Here is an 18,900-nt window from a genome sequence, read left to right on the forward strand (position 1 = left end):
GCGTTCTCACGGGTCTGTGTCGGGTCAGAACAGCATCGGGTTTCCCCAGGCCAGTTCGGGAAGGCCCGCGGAGCGAACACCGGTTTCACCGGAACCCGGGCGTAGCGTACCGGGGCGGTGCATCTCCAGCCGCAGTCGTCGGATGCCCGCCAGTCGAACCTCGACGGTTCGCGGTTCGCCCGCGATGGCGCGGATTTCGGTGTGCCTGCCGCCGTCCAGGAAGACCTGGAAATGGCCGACCTGGAAGCTTTGCCGCGCGTCGTCGAGGACGCCGACCACGGCGGTCAGTCCGCGGTAGGCGTGCCCCAGGTCGACTTCCACGAAGCCGTGTTCCGGGGTTTTCGGGCGTAGCACCAGGCTGTTGTCGAGGGTGACGCCGTCGAGCACCGCCGCGGCGGCCGCCACCGAGGGACTGTGCGTCAACCAGGGCAGGGACGCGAGTGGCGTTCGGGTATCGGCGGGTGGGGTTTCCAATCCCTGCCGCCATTGTGCGCGCGGTGGACGGGGGTTGAGCGGTTTCCCGGTGATCGCCGAGATGAGGCCGGAGACACCGATCTCGGTGAAGGAGTCGATGTGGTAACGGGTGGTGGAGTAGGCGTTGAGGAAGTCGGGAATGTCCTCGACCGAGCCGCCCGGCAGGATGACCGGGAGAAACCTGCGGGTTCCCGCGTGCAGGTTCCTGGTCAGCTGGTCGCGGATTCTCGCCGCCTCGTATTGCGCGCCGTTGCCCACGTTCCACGGTGCCCGGCCCTCGGCCCGCCGCTTGTACTGCGGTGAGGCGATCACCAGGACGAAATCGGCCTCGCGCAGGTGGTCGCCCGCCCAGAGCGACCAGTCGATGCGGTGGCCGTCGGCCCACTGGTCGAGTTCGACCTCCAGGCCGATCGAGGCGTGCAGGTAGGTGGCGAACGCCAGCACCTGTTCGGTGTGGGCGGCGGACTCCTGGGCGTAGGTGATGAACACGCGCGGATCCGGGATGTCAGACATGGGCGTTCCTGGGGTGTGCGGGGAGCGGTTCGCCTCGCATTGTCGGGGAGGTGTGGCATCCCGCGCCCGCGTGTCAGGTTTCTGTCGCCCTTTTCCGCTCCACTGTGGAAGTGGACGGGCAACTGTCCAGGTTCTGTCGTATCCACGGCCTTTCCGGGTCGGGACGGCCGACTTACGATCGGCCCACCCGGGCGCTGGTTCGTGAGGGGAGCGATGGCACGCGTGTACGAGTACGACGTGTTCATCAGCTATTGCCGCCGAGGGTCGGTGATCGGGCAGTGGGTGCACACCCATTTCCACCCGCGGCTGTCGGAGTTGTTGGACGTCACGGTGGTGGAGGCGGTCAGCGTCTTCACCGACGACATGGTGGGCGGCGGCCAGTCCTGGCCGGAGCGGTCGCGCAGCGCCCTGCAGCGCAGCCGGATCCTCGTCCCGGTGTGCTCCCCGAAGTACTTCCGGGACGAGTGGTGCCTGGCCGAGTGGCACACCATGGCCGAACGCGAGCAGCTGTCCGGTCCGGCCACCCTGATCTACCCGGTGATCTTCAACGACTCGGAGAGCTTCCCGCCGTGGGCGGGTCTGCGGCGCATGCAGGACCTGCGCGACTACGCGCAACCGTACCCACAGTTCCAGGAGTCCCCGGCATACCTGGGGTTCCACAAGGAGATGGGGCGGATCGCCGACGAGGTCGCGGACCTGATCAAGCTCGCGCCCGAGTGGCGGTCGGACTGGCCGGTGCTCACCCCGCAACCCGGACCGCCGCCGATCGCACGGAAGCCGAGGTTGTGACCATGCCCGGGACGGTGCTCACCTTCTACTCGTACAAGGGCGGGGTCGGGCGCAGCTTCGCGCTGGCCAACATCGCCGTGCTGCTGGCCCGGTGGGGCCACAAGGTGCTGTGCGTCGACTGGGACCTGGAGGCGCCGGGTCTGCACGACTACTTCCGGCCGCTGATGAACGCCGAACCGGCCGGTGGCGTCATCGACCTGGTCGACGACTTCCGCGCGGGCCGGGCCGATCCGCCGAGTCACACCACCCGGCTGACCGGTGACGGCACCCTGGACCTGATCGTGGCGGGCCAGCATGATCCCGACTACACCAAGCGGGTCCAGGACATCGAGTGGGACTCTCTCTACGATCAGGGGTTCGGCGAATACCTGGAGCGATGCCGGGAGCGGTGGACGGCGGAGTACGACTTCGTACTGCTCGACAGCCGTACCGGTATCTCCGACGTCGGCGGGATCTGCACCGCGCAGCTGCCGGACCGGTTAGTCGTTCTCTTTACTCCCAACGTGCAGAGTATGCGCGGCGCAGTGGATGTTGCCCGTCGCGCCGATGCTGCCCGGGACAAGTTGCCGTTCGATCGCCCGCGACTGGTAGTGCTACCGGTGCTGTCCCGCTTTGACGCGCGTGAGGAGTACGCGCAAGCCGAGCGCTGGCGGTCGGACTGCGTCAACGAGACCAAGGGCCTCTACCACAACTGGCTGCACCAAGAGGTGTCGGTCGAGGTGATGTCGCGACACCTGACCGTGCCTTACGTCTCGTACTGGGCCTTCGGCGAGCAACTGGCGGTCAACGCCGAACGCGAGCCGACCGTGGACCAAATCAGCTACGCACTGGAGACCATCGCGGCCGTCATCGCCCAGGATCTCGACCGCACGGCACTGCTGGCCGAGAACCGGGACGCCTATGTCGCGGCCGTGCGTTCGGCGAAGCGGGAGTTCACCCACGACATCGTGGTCAGCGCGGCCCGGCCCGCGATGCACATCGCGGACGACCTGGTCGCCGCGCTCACCGAGCTCGGCCTGACGGTGCGACGTTCGTTGTCGGGCGACCGCGCGCGGCTGGCCACGACCGAGGACACCGCCCGGCACCTGTGCCTGCTCGTCGACGGGCGGCCCACGGCGTGGCAGTCCGCCGAGGCGGAGCTGTTCCTCTACCGCACCCTCGGCCAGGACCGCCGCGTCATCCCGGTGCTCACCTCGGGCACCCTCGTGCTCGCCCTGCCCGGCTACCTGGCCAACCTGCGCCACCTGCGGCTCGCCCCCGGGCACGGCCCGGCGGAGGTCGCCAGGTCGCTCGCCGACCAGGTCCGGGGCATCACGTCGATCGTCGACACCGACGGCCTCGATCCGGTCGCCCTGCTGCGCCAGGCCGCGCGCGCCGTGCTGCGCCCGGAACGATGGCAGCTCGTGGACGACACCGTGCACGACCTGCGCGACGCCGCAGCGGCCGGAGACAGCGCACGGTTGCGGGACTTCGCCGCCGACCTCGCCCTGGCGACCCGACCGCGTGCCCGGCAGGGGAAGCACGACCAGCGCGTGCCCGCGCCGGGTCGGATTCTGGCCGACATCGAGTTCACCATCGGCGTGCTGAACGCGCGCATCGGCGCCACCGGAACGCCACCGGTCGACAAGTGACCACGAAAGGACCCGCACATGCCCGATCGACTGAGCCACAAGCAAACTGCCACCATGTTAGCCCTCATGGCGCTCAACCGTCGGCTGTCCAACCCGGAATTGCACGATCTCCTCGGTTTCACACTTGTCGGTGACGACCGCACGGGACTCGTAGCGGCTGGGCTGATCACGAGCAAGCCGGAGGGTCGCCCATACGTGCATGAGCTGACCGATCGGGGGTGGGCGTGGTGCGGCGGCGAGATGGAGGCCGGCACACCGCCACCGCCCAGGCCGCGCAGCACACTCGTCCCGGCGCTCTACCTTCTTCTCGCCAGGTTCGGGCAGCTGATGCGGCGGGAGAAGCTGGTCCTGGCCGACCTTGTCACGGAGGACGTCGACATCGAGAGTCGGATCCGTGCCGCCTACCGGGAACTCGCGAGCTCGCCGCGTGGTTGGGTCGGGCTGGTCGAGCTGCGGCCGCTGCTCGGGGACGCGCCCACCGACGAGGTGGACGCCGTGCTGACCGAGCTGAGCCGGACCGGGCAGGCGCACCTGGTTCCCGAGTCCAACCGGAAGGCGCTCACCGAGGCCGCACGGGCGGCCGCCGTGCGGATCGGCGGCGAGGACAACCACCTGATCTCCCTGGTGGCGTCGTGATCGAGGACCTGGCCGCGCTCGCCACATTGCGCCTGGACTGGGCCGACACACCCGATCACATCTGGCGCGACTCGCCCTACCACGTGGACGGTCTGCACCTGGAGGCGCTGGGTGCCGTCGATGTCGGCATCCGCGATGCCACCGCCAGCGACGGGCCCAGCCCGATCGGGTTGGTGCTGCAGGGGCAGAAGGGGGTCGGCAAGACCCACCTGCTCGGACTGGTACGACGGCAGGTGTACCGGGCCGGTGGCTACTTCTTCCTCGACGACATCACGGCCGGGGACTCGTTCTGGGAGAACACCGCCGAGGCCCTGCGCACCGGTCTGTCCCAAATGGACGAGTCCGGCGAGCAGCAGGTGACGATGTTCGTGCGCCGGGTCTGCGAGCGTGGCACAATCGACCCTGGCGTGGCGAAGCGGATCGTCACCGGCCACGGGGTGGCGAGGAGCGACCTGGACGCGTTCGACGCCGGGCTGCGGGCGCTCGACCGTCAGCTGGGTCGCGAATGCGCGGACACGGCCCGCGCTCTCGTCCTCTACGCCAGCGAGGAACGGGACACCGGCAGTGTCGGGGACGACTACCTGGTGGGCGCGATCGAGCAGGCGGATCGACGGAAGTGGGGGATCGGCCGCCCCAAGTCCGCCGACAAGCTGGTCCGCGAGATCACCCGGCTGCTGGCCTTGACCGGGCCGATCGTCATCGCGGTCGACCAGATCGACACGCTGCTGGCCCGGTCCCAGCGCACCACCCAGGAGATCGGCCGCGACGGCGACGACGGTGTGCTGGTCGCCCGGATCGCGGACGGGCTGATGCGGCTGCGCGAGGTCACCCGCCGGACGGTGACCCTGTTGGCGTGCCTACCCGGCACCTGGGAGCAGATCCGCACCCAGGCGACGGATACGGTGGGGGACCGGTTCCGGGAGTCGTTGATCCTGGGGCGCGTCACCGACGCGGATGTCGGCCGTGCCCTGGTGGCCAAGCGGCTCGGGGTGGCGTACGCGGCGATGGGGTTCGTGCCACCGCATCCGACCTGGCCGGTGTCGCCTGCCGCGTTCGATGGCGCGTGGCACCAGTCCACGCCACGTGAGCTGTTGAAGCGCATCGGCGCGCACATCGACGTCTGCCTGCGCGCGGGCGCGGTCCGCGAGCTGACCACCTTCGACGCCCCCGAGCCCAGGCACACCCCGGTCCCGATCCCGGTGGCCGATCCGAAGCCGGACCGGTTCGCCGAGTTGGACGAGCTGTTCGCCCAGGAGTACGCGGCTGTCGATGTGCGGGCGCTGCTCGATCCGGACAACGAGGACGAGCTGATGCCGCGCCTGCTCGCGGCGGCCCTGCGCGGGTGGATCTTCGAGGTCGGCGACGACGATATGGAGTGGACCATCCACGCGCGTGCCGAGGGTGGCGGTCTGCACGCGTCGCTGACCCGCACGATCGACGAGGCCTCCGATCTGGAGGAGCACTGGGCGTTCCGGGCCATCGCGGCGACGCATCACCTGGCCGCGTTGAACCGCTTCCGCAAGGCGCGCGCGGCGGCCGGTCTACGCCCCGGTGCCGACAACTGCACGCTGGTGGTGCTGCGCAACACTGATTGGTCGCGCGGGACCAAGACACAGGCGGAGCTGAAGGCGTTCGAGGAGATGGGCGGGCAACAGCGGAAGCTGGCCGAATCCGATCTCCGCACGTTCTGGGCGCTGCACCGCCTGTTCGCATTGGGACCGGCCGACCTGCAGGACTGGCTGGTGCGCCGCACTCCCGCGACCCGGTCGGAGCTGCTGTCGAAGGTCTTGCCCGCGCCCGAGACCGAGTCGGGGACCCACCCGCCGCCCGAGGATGATCGGATACCGCTGGGCATCGAGATCGCCTCGGGCGAGCCGGTGCGGGTCGGGCTGCCGACGTTGCGCAAGCACGTCGCGCTGTTCGCAGGCTCGGGGTCCGGCAAGACTGTCCTATTGCGACGGATAGTGGAAGAGTGCGCGCTGCGTGGTGTATCGTCGATCGTGTTGGACCCCAACAACGACCTCGCGCGTCTCGGTGATGCCTGGCCGGAGCGACCGGACGCGTGGGGAGCGGGGGACGCGGACCTGGCCGAGCGGTACCTGGCCGACACGGATGTGGTGGTGTGGACGCCGGGGCGTGCGGCGGGCCGACCACTGGCGTTTCAGCCGTTGCCGGACTTCGCGGGCGTGCTCGACGACGAGGACGAGTTCGCCGCCGCCGTGGAGGTCGCGGTCGCCGCGCTGGCACCGCAGGCGCGGCTGACGGGGGCGACGGCGAAGGCGAGCATCGGCTTGGCCGTGTTGCGCGAGGCGGTCGGTCACCATGCCCGGACGGGGTCGCGCAGCCTGCCCGCGCTCATCGCCCTGCTGGAAGACCTGCCCGAGGGCGTGAGCCGGTTGAGCAACGACAAGCGGATCGCGGCGGGACTGGCGGAGTCGCTCAAGGCCGCCATGGTGAACGATCCGTTGTTCGCGGGCGAGGGCACGCCGGTGGACCCCGGGGAGTTGCTCACTCCTCGGGCAGGCAAGCGCGCCCGCGTGTCGGTGGTCAGCTTCATCGGCCTGCCCGCCGAGAGCCAGCGGCAGCACTTCGTCAACCAGTTGCAGATGGAGCTGTTCTCCTGGATCAAGCGCAACCCGGCGGGGGAGCGCCCACTCGGCGGCCTGTTCGTCATGGACGAGGCGCAAACCCTTGCGGCGTCGGGAACTCTGACCGCCAGCACGCGCAGCACGATCGTGTTGGCGGCACAGGCGCGCAAGTACGGGCTGGGGCTGCTGTTCGCGACCCAGGCCCCGAAGGGGTTGCACAACCAGATCGTCGGCAACGCGACCACGCAGTTCTTCGGCAGGCTCAACAGCCCGGCCCAGATCGAGGCCGCGAACGAGCTGGCCCGCGCCAAGGGCAGCCCGGTCGCCGACATCTCAAGGTTGACGCTCGCCCAGTTCTACGTTTCGAGCGAGACGTTCGGATTCCGACAGGTGACGACGCCGTTGTGCCTGAGCCACCACCCGTCCAGCCCGCTGTCGCCGGACGAGGTCCTGGACCGAGCCCGACGGGACCCGGGAGACGGATGACCTTTCCCCGAATTGCCGACGCCTGCTGACATGTAGGTGTCCGTAGTGACAGTCAGTGGACAATGTCACTTGCGGTGACCGATACCGCCTACTCTCGGACCCACTTCGGACGAGAGGAACAGCCGGTGTCAATGCCCTCGATCTCACTGGTGGTCGCGGACCATGCCGGAAAGCGGGTGGACGCCGGACCGGAAGGCGTGGGCATCGGTGCTCTGCGACTGTTGTGCTGGCAGGTCCACCGGATAGCCCCGACATCGGGCGAGTTCGTCGGGTCGGCGGCGTACCTGATCAAGGTGAACTACGAGCTGGACCTGGTCCCGGACCTGGCCCCGATGACCTGGTACGAGCTGGGCCTGACGGTCGACGACGCGACCATCGTCGACGCGGTGCCCCGCAGCTCGACCACGCCCCAGGCCGAGCGGTTGTTCACGCCCAGCCGGCGCCTCGAACTGATCCCGACCGAGGGAGAGGGCATCCGGGCCCCGGCCGTCGCGGAACGGGTCGAGGTGTTCGGTGGCGCGAGCGGGTCGGTGCGCTGGCGCCATTCGGCGGCGGAGGGAGTGCGCCCCGGATCCCGGTGGGCATGGCTGGTGCTGCTGGTGCCGGAAGGGCGGAATGAGCAGTCGTTCCGACTGTCGGTGCGCTACGACCTGCGGGCGGGTATGGGAGAGTCGTACTGGCCGCTCCAGGAGCCCGCCGACTTCCCCATCACCCTCCAGGATCCTGACCCACCCCTGACCGCCACGGCCGAGGGGCGGCCGGACCGGCCGTTGACCGAGGCGATCTCCGTGTTCGTCTGCTACGCGCACGAGTCGCCCAGGCACAAGGCGGATGTCAAGCTGCTCGCGAACCTGCTGCTGGAGTCCGGATTCGACGTGCACCTCGACCAGTTCGAGTCGGCGGTCCGGCGTGACTGGCACCAGTGGTCGGTGGCGATGATGAAGGAGTGCGACTTCACCCTCGTGATCGCCTCACCGACCTGCGCGGCGTTGGCGAACGGCTCCGCCGGGTCCGAGCGGAACCGGGGACTGCACCAGGAACTGGTCGTGCTGCGGACGCTTTACCAGCGCAATCCCGATTGGTGGTGCTACGTCCTCCCGGTGCTGGTCCCCGGCCAGACCACGAAGGAGGTTCCGCTCTTCCTCGGGGCCGAGGCGGAGGGTCGCTACTCGCTCGACGACCTCACTCGTCGGGGGATCGGCAACCTTGTCGCGGCGATGCAGGAGACCAAACGGCGTGACTGGCAACCGGAGTAGGGCATGACGCGCGTCCACGGGCTGTTCGTCGGCATTGATCAGTACCTCGATCCCGGGTTCAACGGCCTCCAGCACGCGGAGCAGGACGCGCGGGTGCTGCACGCGTTGTTCCTCGACACGTTCGGCGAGGGCGGCACGCTGTTGGTCGGCGAGGACGCCACCACGCGGCGGATCGAGCGGGAGCTGGCCCGGCTCGGTGCCGAGGAGACCGAGGCCGATGTCGTGTTCATCGCCTTCTCCGGACACGGCACGCAGTCACGCGAGCTGATCGCCTATGACACCGACCGGGATCGCCTGGACGAGACCGCCTTGCCGTTGGGTGGCTTCGTGCGGCTCGTCGAGCGGATCAAGGCCAAGCTGGTGGTCGTGGTGCTGGACTGCTGCTATTCGGGGCAGGCGTGGAGCGAGCACCTCAACCAGGCCGTCGTGACCCACCCGGCGAAGTCCTCGGCTCGCGACGACGACTACCTCAGCCGGTCCGCCGAGGTCCACGAGATCCTCGACCGGTTGGACGGCGAGAACCGGTTCGTCATCGCGGCCGCGCGCCCCACCGAACGGGCCTACGAGATCCCCGAGTTCGGGCACGGGCAGCTGACCTACCACGTGATCACCGGCCTCATCCGGGACGCGGTGGTCGACGGCCGGGTGGCGATGGCCAGGCTGATGACGCACGTCCTGGAGAATGTCGGCTGGACGCGTGGCGGAATCGGTGACAGGCAGCAGAACCCGGTGGTCGAGGGTTCGTTCGGCAACGCGTCCATGCCTGCCTGGCGGCCGGGGGAGCGCTACGCGGAGGTCGGCGGGAATATCCCGTCCGCGGTCAACTGGGGCCTGTCCTCGATGCACGGCCACGGCGTGCCGAAGCCGTTCACCGAGCGGCTGGCCGACTTCATCCCCCGGCTCAACGACCTGCAGATGATGGCGATCAATCAGGGCGGACTGCTGCGGGGCAAGTCGGTCCTGGTGAATGCGCCGACGGCGGCGGGTAAGACGTTGATCGCCGTGTTGCCTGTGATCCGGGCGTGGGGTCAGGGCAAGCGGAGCATCATCCTGCTGCCGAGCCGTGCATTGGTGCGCGAGCAATACACACGACTTCGGCAGTACGCGTCGATCGGGCTGCGCGCGATCCGGGTCACCGGGGATCTGCGCGACCAGCTGGGCGAGCTGTATCGCGGCGAGTACGACGTGGCGGTCCTGACCTACGAGAAGTACATCGGTCTCCTCGCCCGCCACCCCCGGCTGCTGACCGGCACCGCGGTCCTGGTGATCGACGAGATCCACCACCTGTTCGACAAGCACCGCGGCCCGGCCCTGGAATACCTGCTCACCCGGGTGCGCAGGCAGGCGCTCGTCGGGCCGGTGCCGCAGCTGGTGGGGCTGTCGTCGGTGCTCGGCGATCCGGACGGGCTGGCCGAGTGGCTGAGCGCGCAGCTGATCACCAGCTCGGCGCGGGCGGTCCCGCTGGTGGAAGGAGTCATCCGACCGGATGGTCGGTTCATCGGGGCGAACGAACTGGAACTGATGCCGCCCGCCGAGACCGCGTCACCCGACGACGTGATCACCGCGATCGTCCGGGCCGAGGTGGAGCGCGGGCATCGGGTGATCGTCTTCCGGAGCACCCGGCAGGCGGCTCAGGAGACCGCGTTGCGGCTGTCGAAGGAACTGGGGTTGCCGACCGCCGGGGTGAAGTTGCGCGGGCGGGATGTCGGACTCACGTATCATCGGCTGCGGGATTGCCTGGGTGGTGGCGTCGCCTTCCACATCGCCGATCTGACCGATGCGCAGCGGGCGGTGGTGGAGGACAACTTCCGTGCGCCCGACTCGACCATCCGCGTGGTGGTGGCGACGATGACGCTCGCGCACGGGGTCAACCTGCCCGCCGACACCGTGGTGATCGGGGAGCTCAAGCACCCGGGCGACGTCGAGTACTCGGTGGCGGAGTACCGGAACATGGCGGGTCGGGCGGGGCGGCCGGGGTCCGGGGTCGCCGAGGGCCGGTCGATGATCGTGGCCGCGGACGAGGCGGACGCGCGGGTGAAGCTCCGGCGGTATGTGCAGGCCGAGCCGGAGGCCGAGCGGTCCGCGCTGCGGTCGGAGTCGGTGGATCTCAGTACATTGGTGTTGACCGCGCTGGCGGCCGGTCGGAGCGATCGTGGGCACGAGGACGATGTGTTCGACTTCCTCGACCGGACATTCGCCGCCCGGCAGGCACGTCGGGAGGGAGCGCCGCCGCCCTTCTCACGGGAGCAGGTGCGGGCCGAGATCGTGGACCTGAAGTCGCGCGGTTTCCTGGAACATCGGGAGGCGCGGCTAGTGCCCACGGCCTTGGCGGGGATCGTGGTGGGCAGCGGCTTGGACGTGCCGTCCGTGGCGGCCATCGACGATGCCGTGGGGAACATGGAGGAGCCGACGGTCAACCGGTCTACGCTGGTGTGTCTGGCGCATCTCGCGCGGGAGGTGTGGGATCACCGGTTCGCGCGCAAGACCAAGAACCGCAACGCGCTCAAGGAGGCGCTGCGCGAGAAGCTGACCCTGTTGGGCGCGGATGAGCACGTTGTCATCCAGCTGCTGGCGGTGTCGGGGGACCACGGGTTCGCGGCGGCGCGGCAGGCGTTGGCGTGTCTGTATTGGATCGGGGGCAGTGAACTGTCCTGGATCGAGCAGGCGCTCGTGCGGGGGGATGAGCGGACGCGGATGAATCCGCCGGTGGCGCAGGCGATGCGACGGACCGCCGACGTCGTGGAGGCGGTTGTGCGCGTGGTGGACGGTCGATTGCCCATGGTGAACCTCGGGGATATCGCGGGCGTGCTGCCGGTGCAGTTGGAGCTGGGGATCATCTCCGGGCACGTGCCGGTGGCGCGTTATGTGGACCGTGACCTCGACCGGCAGGTCTACCTCCGGCTGGCAGGCGCCGGACTGACCGGCGCGGCGGCGCTCGCCGACGCGGGCGACGCGGAGCTGCTCGACTGCTGCGGTGACGTGGAACTGGTGTCCGCGGTCCGGCAGGCGGCGCGCGCCGCGGTGGTCGAGGAAGCCCGGTTGGAATGGCCGGATGTGCGGCCGCCGTTCGCCGAGCAAGGATGAAACCGGTGGTTGACGGACGTTGTCAAGCGTCTCTGCGGTTGATGAATAACTGCGTTCAGGCACCTGGATGAGCATTACTCAACTGCCGTACGACATTCGAAATGGTCGGTTTTCGGACATATAACCGCACGGTCGTGCGTGCTTTATCTCGCTGTTTGTGCAGGTCGAGACGGGTTGCCGACGGTGGTGTGCGGACCGTCCGCCGCCGAACGGGCGAAAAGGACAAAAGTCGGGGGCCGAATGGAGGTAGCGAGTGATCGTCCTGCGTATTCTGTCCGGGTAGTTTTTCTTGGCAGTGTGCGTAATGCCGGTATGCTTTCACCGGCGACGGTCGGGATGGGGGCCCGGAGCGCGGCAGTGTCGATGGCTTGGACACGGGGGCCGGATGAATACGGGACAGAGCGGGGTACGACCGGTGGATGTGCTGATCGCCGACGACCACCCGTTGTATCGGTCCGGGGTCAAGACGCTCCTGGAGAGCGCCGGGGCGTGCCGGGTCGTCGGTGAGGCCCGCACCGGCGGCGAGGCCGTCGCGCTGGCCGGTCGACTGCGGCCGCACGTGGTGCTGATGGACGTGAACCTGCCCGACATCAGCGGCATCGAGGCCACCCGCGCCATCGTCGGCCGCTGCCCGGACACGGCCGTGGTCGTGGTGACCATGTTGGAGGATCGCGACACCTTCCTGTCCGCGATGCGCTCCGGCGCGCGGGGATACCTGCTGAAGGGCGCGGACTCAAAGGAACTCAGACGAGCCATTGACGTGGTGCACGCCGGAAGCGTCCTGTTCGACTCCCATGTGGCCGATTGGGTGGTCGAGTACCTGACCAAACCGCCCGCGGCGCAGGACCCGTTCCCGGAACTGACCGCGCGGGAGCGGGCAGTGCTGGAGCTGGTGGCGGATGGGAAGGGGAACGCGGTCATCGCGCGGGAGTTGGGGCTGAGCGTCAAGACCGTGCGGAACTACCTGTCCCGCATCTTCGCCAAACTCCGGCTGGTGGACCGGACGGAGGCGGCCGTGTTGGCCCGCCGCGCAGGCCTTGGCCGTTGATGCTTGTCGGGTTGTCCACAGCCAAGATCGTTTCGACCTCTCCCGGACGGGCTTGCCCGGTAGGATTGGCATCGGGGGTTCCCGGCAGTTGTCCACAAGCCCTCGAAATCATCCACAGGTCCCGATCGAGGGATCTTGACAGCGGCCGTGATCGCCTAGCGTGTCTTTTGTGTGGCCCGCCCCCTGGTGGGGCGGGGCCTGTTTTGCCGCAAGTCTCTGGGCTGTGGGAGGCCGGGGGCGTGGGGTCGGGGTGGTGGGGGCCGGCTGGAGTTGTCCACAGGGTGTTCTGCTCATCCCCAGGTCTCGGTAAGGGGATCGTGTGGTGGATGTGGCCGCATAGGGTGGGGTGATCGCGGGCATGGCAAGGGGGCACAGGGGTTGCCCCGTGCCCCCGGATCGAGGTGCGGTCAGAGTGGCAGAGTGTCGGGCAGGGCGGCGCGGAGTTGCTTGAGCTGGTCGAGTTCCGGGGCGCAGGGCACCAGGATCAGTTCGTCGCAGCCTGCGTCCGCGTAGTCCTGCACGGCCTTTCGCACAGCGTCGCCGCCGATTGCGGTGCCTTTGACGACGGCGTCGGCGTACGGTGGGGCGAAGCCGTAGTAGTGGCGTAGGTAGGAGTTGGCCTGTTCTTCCGCCTTGTCGCCGAGGCTGAAGTAGCAGAGGGCGTGGAGGTCGGGCCTGCCCTGGCGGTTCGCCTCGTGCCAGGCGGTTCGGACGGCGTCGGCGCCGTGGCGGAACATCGTGAGGCCGCCGCTGCCGCTGATCCAGCCCTCCGCCCTCGTCGCCGCGCGGTGGACGGCGCCGGGGGCGTGGCCGCCGAGGATGAGGCGGGGGCCGGTGGGTTGGACCGGGCGGGGGCCGACGCCGCCTGCGAAGCCGCGGCGCTGGCCGGACCAGAGGTAGCGGAGTTCGGTGAGCTGGGTGTCGAAGCGGGGGCCGCGGCCCGCGTGTTCGGCGCCCGCGGCGCGGAAGTCGTCCGGGCGGGCGCCGACGGCCAGGCCCAGGGTCAGGCGGCCGCCGGAGAGTTGGTCGATGGTCGCCGTCTGCTTGGCCAGCAGCGCCGTGTTGGTGTGCAGTGGGGCGATGAGGATGGCGGTCATCAGCCGCGCTCGTTCGGTGACCGCGGCGACGGCGGCCAGGGTGGTGAGGCTCTCGTGGTTGTCGTAGACGAGGCGGTCGAGCGAGGCCAGGGTGCTGAAACCCGCGCGGTCGCCCTCGACCGCCCAGTTCAGCAGGTCGTCGGCCGACGCGCCGGGGATGCCGTTGGGCAGCCCGAGTCCGATCCGCACGGTGGCCTCCTCAGACCTGGGTGAGCGGCTGGTCGTGCCGTCGGTTGAGCACGCACTCCAGGGCCGAGTCGCGGAAGAAGGCGCGGGCGCCCTCGGGGGTCACCATGTCGCGCGGCCTGGCCAGGTGCTCCTCCAGCTCGCGTTCGAACGCGCGGACCTCGGGCTGCCTGCTCATGTGCGCGGCCACCACCGGCAGCGCGCCCTCGACCTCGATGACCCGGACGGCCATCTCCTTGCCCACGAACGCCATCGTGCTCAGCAACCGGCCGACGACCGTGCCCTCGCCGTCGCGCACGTCGAACTCCGGTCGGCCGCTGGCGCGGAACAGCTCCTTCACGGTGTCCTCGCTGCCCGGCTTGAGCGGGTAGAACAACGCGTGCCACGTGCCCATTCTCGACTCCTCGGTTGTGCGGTTGTTACTGGCTCGCCGTGACGCCGCCGTCGACGTACAGCACCTGGCCGGTGATGAACCGGGCCTGCTGGGAGACCAGGTACAGCACCGCGCTCGCCACCTCGTCCGGTTCGGCGAAGCGGCCAAGCGGGATGCGCCCGCGCACGCCCGCGAGGAACTTCGGGTCCCGGGCCGCGGTGGCCACGAACTCGGTGCGCACGAACCCGGGCGCCACCGCGTTGACCGTGATCCCGTGCCGACCCCACTCGGTGGCCAGCTGGCGCACCAGGAAGTTCACCCCCGCCTTGCTCGCCCCGTACGCGGTGAAGCCGTGCCGGTTGCCCAGCGCGCCGCGCACCGACGACAGGTGCACGAACGTGCCGCAGATCCCGGACTCGATCATGTGCGTGCCGACCGCGCGGGACAGCAGGAACGCGCCGGTCAGGTTGGCGTCCACGATCGCGCGGAACTCGGCCTCGTCGAACTCCTCCGCGGGCTGCGTCGCCAGCCTGCTCGCGCAGTTGACCAGGATGTCCACCCCGGACAGCTCAGCGGCAGCCCGCGCCACGGCCGCGGCCACGCTCGCCGAGTCGGTGATGTCCAGCTCGATCCCGACCGAGTCGACCCCCATGCCCCGCAGCCGCGCCGCCAGCTCCCCGGCCTTGTCCGGCGACCGGCCCGCCACCGCGACCGGCGTGCCCTGGGCGGCGAGCTGCTCGCAGATGACCGTGCCCAGGCCGCCGTAGCCGCCGACGACCAGTGCCCCGGCCATCACACACCGTCCAGACCGAACAGCGCCCGCGCGTTGTCGGCGCGGATGGCACTGTCCAAACCGGACACCAGGTCCAGGGCGCGGTCCAGCGGCGTCGCCAACGGCGGCGAGTCGGTGCCGAACAGCACGTGCCCCGGGCCGAACACGTCCACCGCCGCCCGGATCGCGTGCGCGTTCGGCGTCGCGCTGTCCACGTAGATCCTGCGCAGCTGCTCGCTGTGCCTCGGGCCCGCCGCGCCCGCGCGCTGGTGGGCGAGGTCGAGCTTCTCCGGCAGCAACGCCAGCGCCCCACCCGCGTTCGGCGCGATGAGCTTGAGGTCCGGGTACGTCGCCAGCCAACCGGCAGCCAGGATCGCCGCCACCCCGGCGGTCACATCGCACGGCCGCGCCACGTGCTCCACCAACCCTACATGCTTCCCGAACGCCGCCGCACCAACGGGTTCGGCGGGCGGGTGCAGCAGGATCGGTGCGCCGGTCTCGGCCGCGAGTGCGAACACACCTTCGGCTTCCGGCGCGTCCAGGTACTTCCCGCGCACACTCGTGTTGACGATCAGTCCCACGAACTCGTCCTGTGCCAGGCGTTTGCGCGCCCGGTCCAGCGAGTCGTCGGTGGCCAGCGGGTTGAGGTAGACGTAGCCGCGCAGGTGGTCCCGGTGCGTGCGGACGGTCTCGGCGAGCCAGTCGTGGAAGCCTTCCAGCTGGTCCACGGTCTGCGCGTAGTTGTCCAGGCCCGGCACCGGCAACATGGTCCCGGCCCCCACCGGGCTGCCCACGATCGTCAGCCCGATGCCCAGCGCCGCCTTGCGCTCGATCATCCCGGCGATGTCGCCCAGGCTGGGCGGCATCGGGAACCGCTTCAGCAGTTCCGGCGGCGTGACGTGCCCGTGCACGTCGATGGTCTCCACGCTCATGCCCCTCGCCCCTCCGGTCGGCCGGTCACGGGTTCGAGCTTGCGGGCGGGGGTATCCCGGGCACATGGGCTCACCATCACCGCCGGGCGGGAACGGGTCCCCGGGGCGGACTCAGTCGGCGACGTTGTGCCGTAGCTTGGTCAGCAGGCGCACCAGGGCGGCGGCGTCACGATCGGTCAGGCCCGCGCGCAGCACGTGGTCGAAGGCGAACGCGGCCGCGCGCAACCGTTCGAACAGGACTTCACCGGCCTCGGTCAGCTCCACTCGGTGCACTCGCCGGTTGGCCGGGTCGCGGCTGCGCGTGAGCAGCCCGTCGGCCTCCATGGCGTTGAGATGGTGGGTGAGGGTGGCGCCCTGGATGCCCACGGCGGCGGCCAGTTCGCGTTGGTTGGCGACCGGCTGGGTCTTGAGCGTGAGCAGGATCTGCCAGCCGGGCAGGCTGCCGCCCGCGGCCGCCATCGCCGCCTCCATGGCCCGGGACACGGCCTTCGAGGTCTGGGCCAGGACCAGGCCCAGCGGTGGCTCGGCGAGGTATCGCACGGGTCCAGCGTAGCAAATCGTTCGATATCTAACCGTTTGACTTCTTACGTTCACCCGATTAGCCTTCGGGACGACGCCAGTTCCAGCGACAGGGGAGAGAGATGAGCACCGAGAAGGAGATCCGCGAGCTTGTGGACCGGTGGGCCGCCGCCGAGGTCGCGGGCGATGTCGACACGCTGTCCGCGATCACCGTGGACGACTTCACCGTGGTCGGCCCGGTCGGCTTCGTGCTGCCCAAGGCGGCCTGGCTGGACCGCTACGCCAGTGGTTCGCTCAAGACCGCCAAGGTGACCGTGGACGAGCTGGCCGTGCGCGACCACGGCGAGACCGCCGTCGCGATCGGCAAGCACAGCGAGGAGATGGCCTACCAGGGCAACCCGACCCAGGGCGAGTTCCGCATCACGCACATCCTGGCGAGGCGGGACGGGGCCTGGCTGCTCGCGGGCCAGCACCTGAGCCAGATCCGCGACCCGCGCCAGCAGGGCTGAGCGGCCGTGCGCGTCGCCGTGTTCGGCGCGACCGGGGGAACCGGGCGCCGGTTCGTGGAGCGGGCGCTCGCCGAGGGGCACCGGGTCGTGGCGCTGGCGCGCAGGCCCGAGGCCCTGGCCATCCCGGGCGTCGACGTCCTCGCCGGTGACGTGCACGATCCGGACGCGGTCCGGCGGACGGTGTCCGGCGCCGAGGCGGTCGTCTCGGCGCTGGGCATCGGCATGCGCCGGTACGCCACCACCGTGTACTCGGCAGGCTCGGCCAACATCGCCGACGCCATGGTCGAGTGCGGGGTGCGCAGGCTGCTGGTGGTGTCCACGACCTCGCTGGAGCTGCCCAGCCGCAAGCGCTTCGCCGAGTGGGCTCTGGCCCGGTTCGTGCTGCACAACATCCTCCGCGCGCCGTACGCCGACATGGCGGAGATGGAACGCGTCGTGCGTGCGACCGGTCTGGAGTGGACGGTCGTGCGCGCCGCGCGACTGACCAACGGGCCGTCACGTGGTCGTTACCGGGTCGCCTACGACCGCAAACTGCCCGGCTGCTGGTCCATCTCCCGCGCCGACCTCGCCCAGTACCTGCTGACCAGCATCGGCGCGGAGAACACCGTGCGTCGCGTGGCGGAGGTCGCGTACTAGTGGTGCGACCCGGAACGTCGACCATGTCTCGACCCGCCCACGACGTGCCTGACGGCACCGCCGAAACGACCGAGTACATCCAGTACGAGGCCGTTCCGGCGACACCACCAGCCACGCCGTGGACCCGCCGATACACGGCCGACGTTCTGGGTCGCACCACTAGGCACAGTTCTCCGGCCCCGCACCCGACCTGACAGTCGCACCGCAGGCAAGGCCCCGGGACATCGCGGGACGGGCCACTACTTGTGCGGCACGGCCCAGGCCCAGGTTCGTCGGGACGGTCTCCCGGTGGTTCGGGACAGCGTCCGGGGCATCCCGGCGCCGGGCCGGGCCATGCTGGACCCGCTGTCCATCGAGGAGGCGAGCATGCTGGTACGACAGGTCCACACCCGCAACCAGGACGCGACCGACTTTCTCGCCGTGCGCGAGACCGAGCTGCCGGAGCCGGGGCCGGGCGAGGCCACCGTGCGCATCGAGGCCGCCGGGGTCTCCTACGGCGATCTATTGCAACAACGCGGTGTCATTCCGGGCACGCCCAAGCCGCCGTACGTGCCCGGCTTCGATCTGGTCGGTAAGGTGGAGCGGGTCGGGCCGGGCGCTGGTGGCGTCCACACCGGACAGCGGGTGGCCGCGCTGGTCCGGGTCGGTGGCTATGGCGAGGCGCTGAACGTGCCGGTCGAGCGGCTGTTACCGGTTCCGGACGGTGTCGAGCCGGTCTCCGTGGCTGCGGCGTCGCTCAACTACTTCATCGCGCACCAGATGCTGCACCGGGTCGCCCGGATCGAGCGCGGCGGCAAGATCCTGGTCCACGGTGCCTCCGGTGGTGTCGGGTTCGCGTTCCTCCAGCTGGCCGCCCTCATCGGCGGGGTCGAGGTGTGGGGCACGGCGTCGGCGATGAACGCGGACCTGCTGCGCGCGCACGGCGCCACACCGATCGACTACCGCACCGAGGACTTCACTCGCGTGGTGCCGCGCGGAATCGACGCTGCCTTCGATCCGGTGGGCGGTCGGCACTTCCGCGCCTCCCACTCGCTGCTGCGCCGTGGCGGGGTGATGGTCGGCTACGGCCAGAACGACGTCCTGCGCGGCGACAGGAAGAACATGCTCGTCGGGGCGGTCGGCTTCCTCGGCGGCATCGTGCTGCCCAAGCTCGTCCCCGACGGCCGCCGGACGATGTTCTACAACGCCTGGAGCCTGGAGAAGGCACAGCCGCACGCCTATCGGGAGGACCTGGCCGCCGTGCTGGGCCTGGTGGCGCGCGGGCTGGTCGGTCCCAAGGCCGTGACGGTGTTGCCGTTGGCGGACGCGGCCGAGGCGTTCGCGGCCTTGCGCGAGCCCGGTCATGGCAAGTTGGTTCTCACTCCCTGAAAG

General features: G+C 69.8%; 16 protein-coding genes. 10 read left to right on the forward strand and 6 right to left on the reverse strand.

Annotation, left to right across the window (positions count from 1 at the left end; all coding sequences use genetic code 11):
* Nucleotides 1–24 precede the first annotated feature (24 nt).
* Nucleotides 25–987 (reverse strand): SEFIR domain-containing protein, encoded by a 963-nt coding sequence (locus C503_RS0107190; protein ID WP_018681508.1) that lies wholly within the window; start codon nucleotides 985–987, stop codon nucleotides 25–27.
* 213 nt (nucleotides 988–1,200) lie between these two features.
* Between C503_RS0107190 and C503_RS0107195 the strand changes: the two genes are divergently transcribed.
* The 7 genes from C503_RS0107195 to C503_RS0107225 all read left to right on the forward strand — a co-directional run bounded on the left by C503_RS0107195 (nucleotide 1,201) and on the right by C503_RS0107225 (nucleotide 12,505).
* A complete protein-coding gene (locus C503_RS0107195) occupies nucleotides 1,201–1,776 on the forward strand; it encodes a TIR domain-containing protein (RefSeq protein ID WP_156893046.1) in 576 nt (191 codons plus the stop codon).
* 2 nt (nucleotides 1,777–1,778) lie between these two features.
* A complete protein-coding gene (locus C503_RS0107200; RefSeq protein ID WP_033400325.1) occupies nucleotides 1,779–3,407 on the forward strand; it encodes a CATRA system-associated protein in 1,629 nt (542 codons plus the stop codon).
* A 54-nt stretch (nucleotides 3,408–3,461) separates the two neighbouring features.
* Nucleotides 3,462–4,043 (forward strand): hypothetical protein, encoded by a 582-nt coding sequence (locus tag C503_RS0107205; protein WP_245572422.1) that lies wholly within the window; start codon nucleotides 3,462–3,464, stop codon nucleotides 4,041–4,043.
* Entirely contained in the window at nucleotides 4,040–7,117 is a 3,078-nt protein-coding gene (locus tag C503_RS0107210; RefSeq protein ID WP_018681512.1) for an ATP-binding protein, read from the forward strand. The genes C503_RS0107205 and C503_RS0107210 overlap by 4 nt, the downstream gene beginning before the upstream one ends.
* A gap of 131 nt (nucleotides 7,118–7,248) precedes the next feature.
* Nucleotides 7,249–8,373 (forward strand): toll/interleukin-1 receptor domain-containing protein, encoded by a 1,125-nt coding sequence (locus C503_RS43100; protein ID WP_018681513.1) that lies wholly within the window; start codon nucleotides 7,249–7,251, stop codon nucleotides 8,371–8,373.
* 3 nt (nucleotides 8,374–8,376) lie between these two features.
* Nucleotides 8,377–11,457, forward strand: a complete 3,081-nt coding sequence (locus C503_RS0107220) for a DEAD/DEAH box helicase (protein WP_018681514.1) — start codon at nucleotides 8,377–8,379, stop codon at nucleotides 11,455–11,457.
* Nucleotides 11,458–11,872: 415 nt separating this feature from the next.
* Entirely contained in the window at nucleotides 11,873–12,505 is a 633-nt protein-coding gene (locus C503_RS0107225) for a response regulator (protein ID WP_018681515.1), read from the forward strand.
* A 407-nt stretch (nucleotides 12,506–12,912) separates the two neighbouring features.
* Here the strand turns inward: C503_RS0107225 and C503_RS0107230 are convergent, their stop codons facing one another.
* The 5 genes from C503_RS0107230 to C503_RS0107250 all read right to left on the reverse strand — a co-directional run bounded on the left by C503_RS0107230 (nucleotide 12,913) and on the right by C503_RS0107250 (nucleotide 16,405).
* The gene (locus C503_RS0107230) at nucleotides 12,913–13,791 is read right to left on the reverse strand and encodes an LLM class flavin-dependent oxidoreductase (RefSeq protein ID WP_018681516.1); all 879 of its coding nucleotides are present in this window, start codon (nucleotides 13,789–13,791) and stop codon (nucleotides 12,913–12,915) included.
* 10 nt (nucleotides 13,792–13,801) lie between these two features.
* Nucleotides 13,802–14,182: a SchA/CurD-like domain-containing protein gene (locus C503_RS0107235; RefSeq protein ID WP_018681517.1), complete on the reverse strand. Its 381-nt coding sequence runs from the start codon at nucleotides 14,180–14,182 to the stop codon at nucleotides 13,802–13,804.
* 25 nt (nucleotides 14,183–14,207) lie between these two features.
* Nucleotides 14,208–14,954: an SDR family NAD(P)-dependent oxidoreductase gene (locus C503_RS0107240; protein ID WP_018681518.1), complete on the reverse strand. Its 747-nt coding sequence runs from the start codon at nucleotides 14,952–14,954 to the stop codon at nucleotides 14,208–14,210.
* Complete coding sequence (locus C503_RS0107245) at nucleotides 14,954–15,865, reverse strand: amidohydrolase family protein (protein WP_018681519.1); 912 nt, start codon at nucleotides 15,863–15,865, stop codon at nucleotides 14,954–14,956. The genes C503_RS0107240 and C503_RS0107245 overlap by 1 nt, the downstream gene beginning before the upstream one ends.
* Nucleotides 15,866–15,976: 111 nt before the next feature.
* Nucleotides 15,977–16,405, reverse strand: coding sequence for a MarR family winged helix-turn-helix transcriptional regulator (locus tag C503_RS0107250; protein ID WP_018681520.1), 429 nt, complete (start codon nucleotides 16,403–16,405; stop codon nucleotides 15,977–15,979).
* Nucleotides 16,406–16,506: 101 nt separating this feature from the next.
* Between C503_RS0107250 and C503_RS0107255 the strand changes: the two genes are divergently transcribed.
* The 3 genes from C503_RS0107255 (at nucleotide 16,507) to C503_RS0107265 (ending at nucleotide 18,897) form a co-directional block, all read left to right on the forward strand.
* Nucleotides 16,507–16,893, forward strand: a complete 387-nt coding sequence (locus C503_RS0107255) for a nuclear transport factor 2 family protein (protein ID WP_018681521.1) — start codon at nucleotides 16,507–16,509, stop codon at nucleotides 16,891–16,893.
* 6 nt (nucleotides 16,894–16,899) lie between these two features.
* Nucleotides 16,900–17,529 carry an NAD(P)-dependent oxidoreductase gene (locus C503_RS0107260; RefSeq protein WP_018681522.1) on the forward strand — a complete coding sequence of 210 codons (630 nt, stop codon included), beginning with the start codon at nucleotides 16,900–16,902 and terminating at the stop codon, nucleotides 17,527–17,529.
* Between the two features lie 288 nt (nucleotides 17,530–17,817).
* Entirely contained in the window at nucleotides 17,818–18,897 is a 1,080-nt protein-coding gene (locus C503_RS0107265; protein ID WP_018681523.1) for a zinc-binding dehydrogenase, read from the forward strand.
* Nucleotides 18,898–18,900: the final 3 nt, after the last annotated feature.

Source organism: Actinokineospora enzanensis DSM 44649 (assembly GCF_000374445.1).
GTDB classification, from domain to species: Bacteria; Actinomycetota; Actinomycetes; order Mycobacteriales; family Pseudonocardiaceae; genus Actinokineospora; species Actinokineospora enzanensis.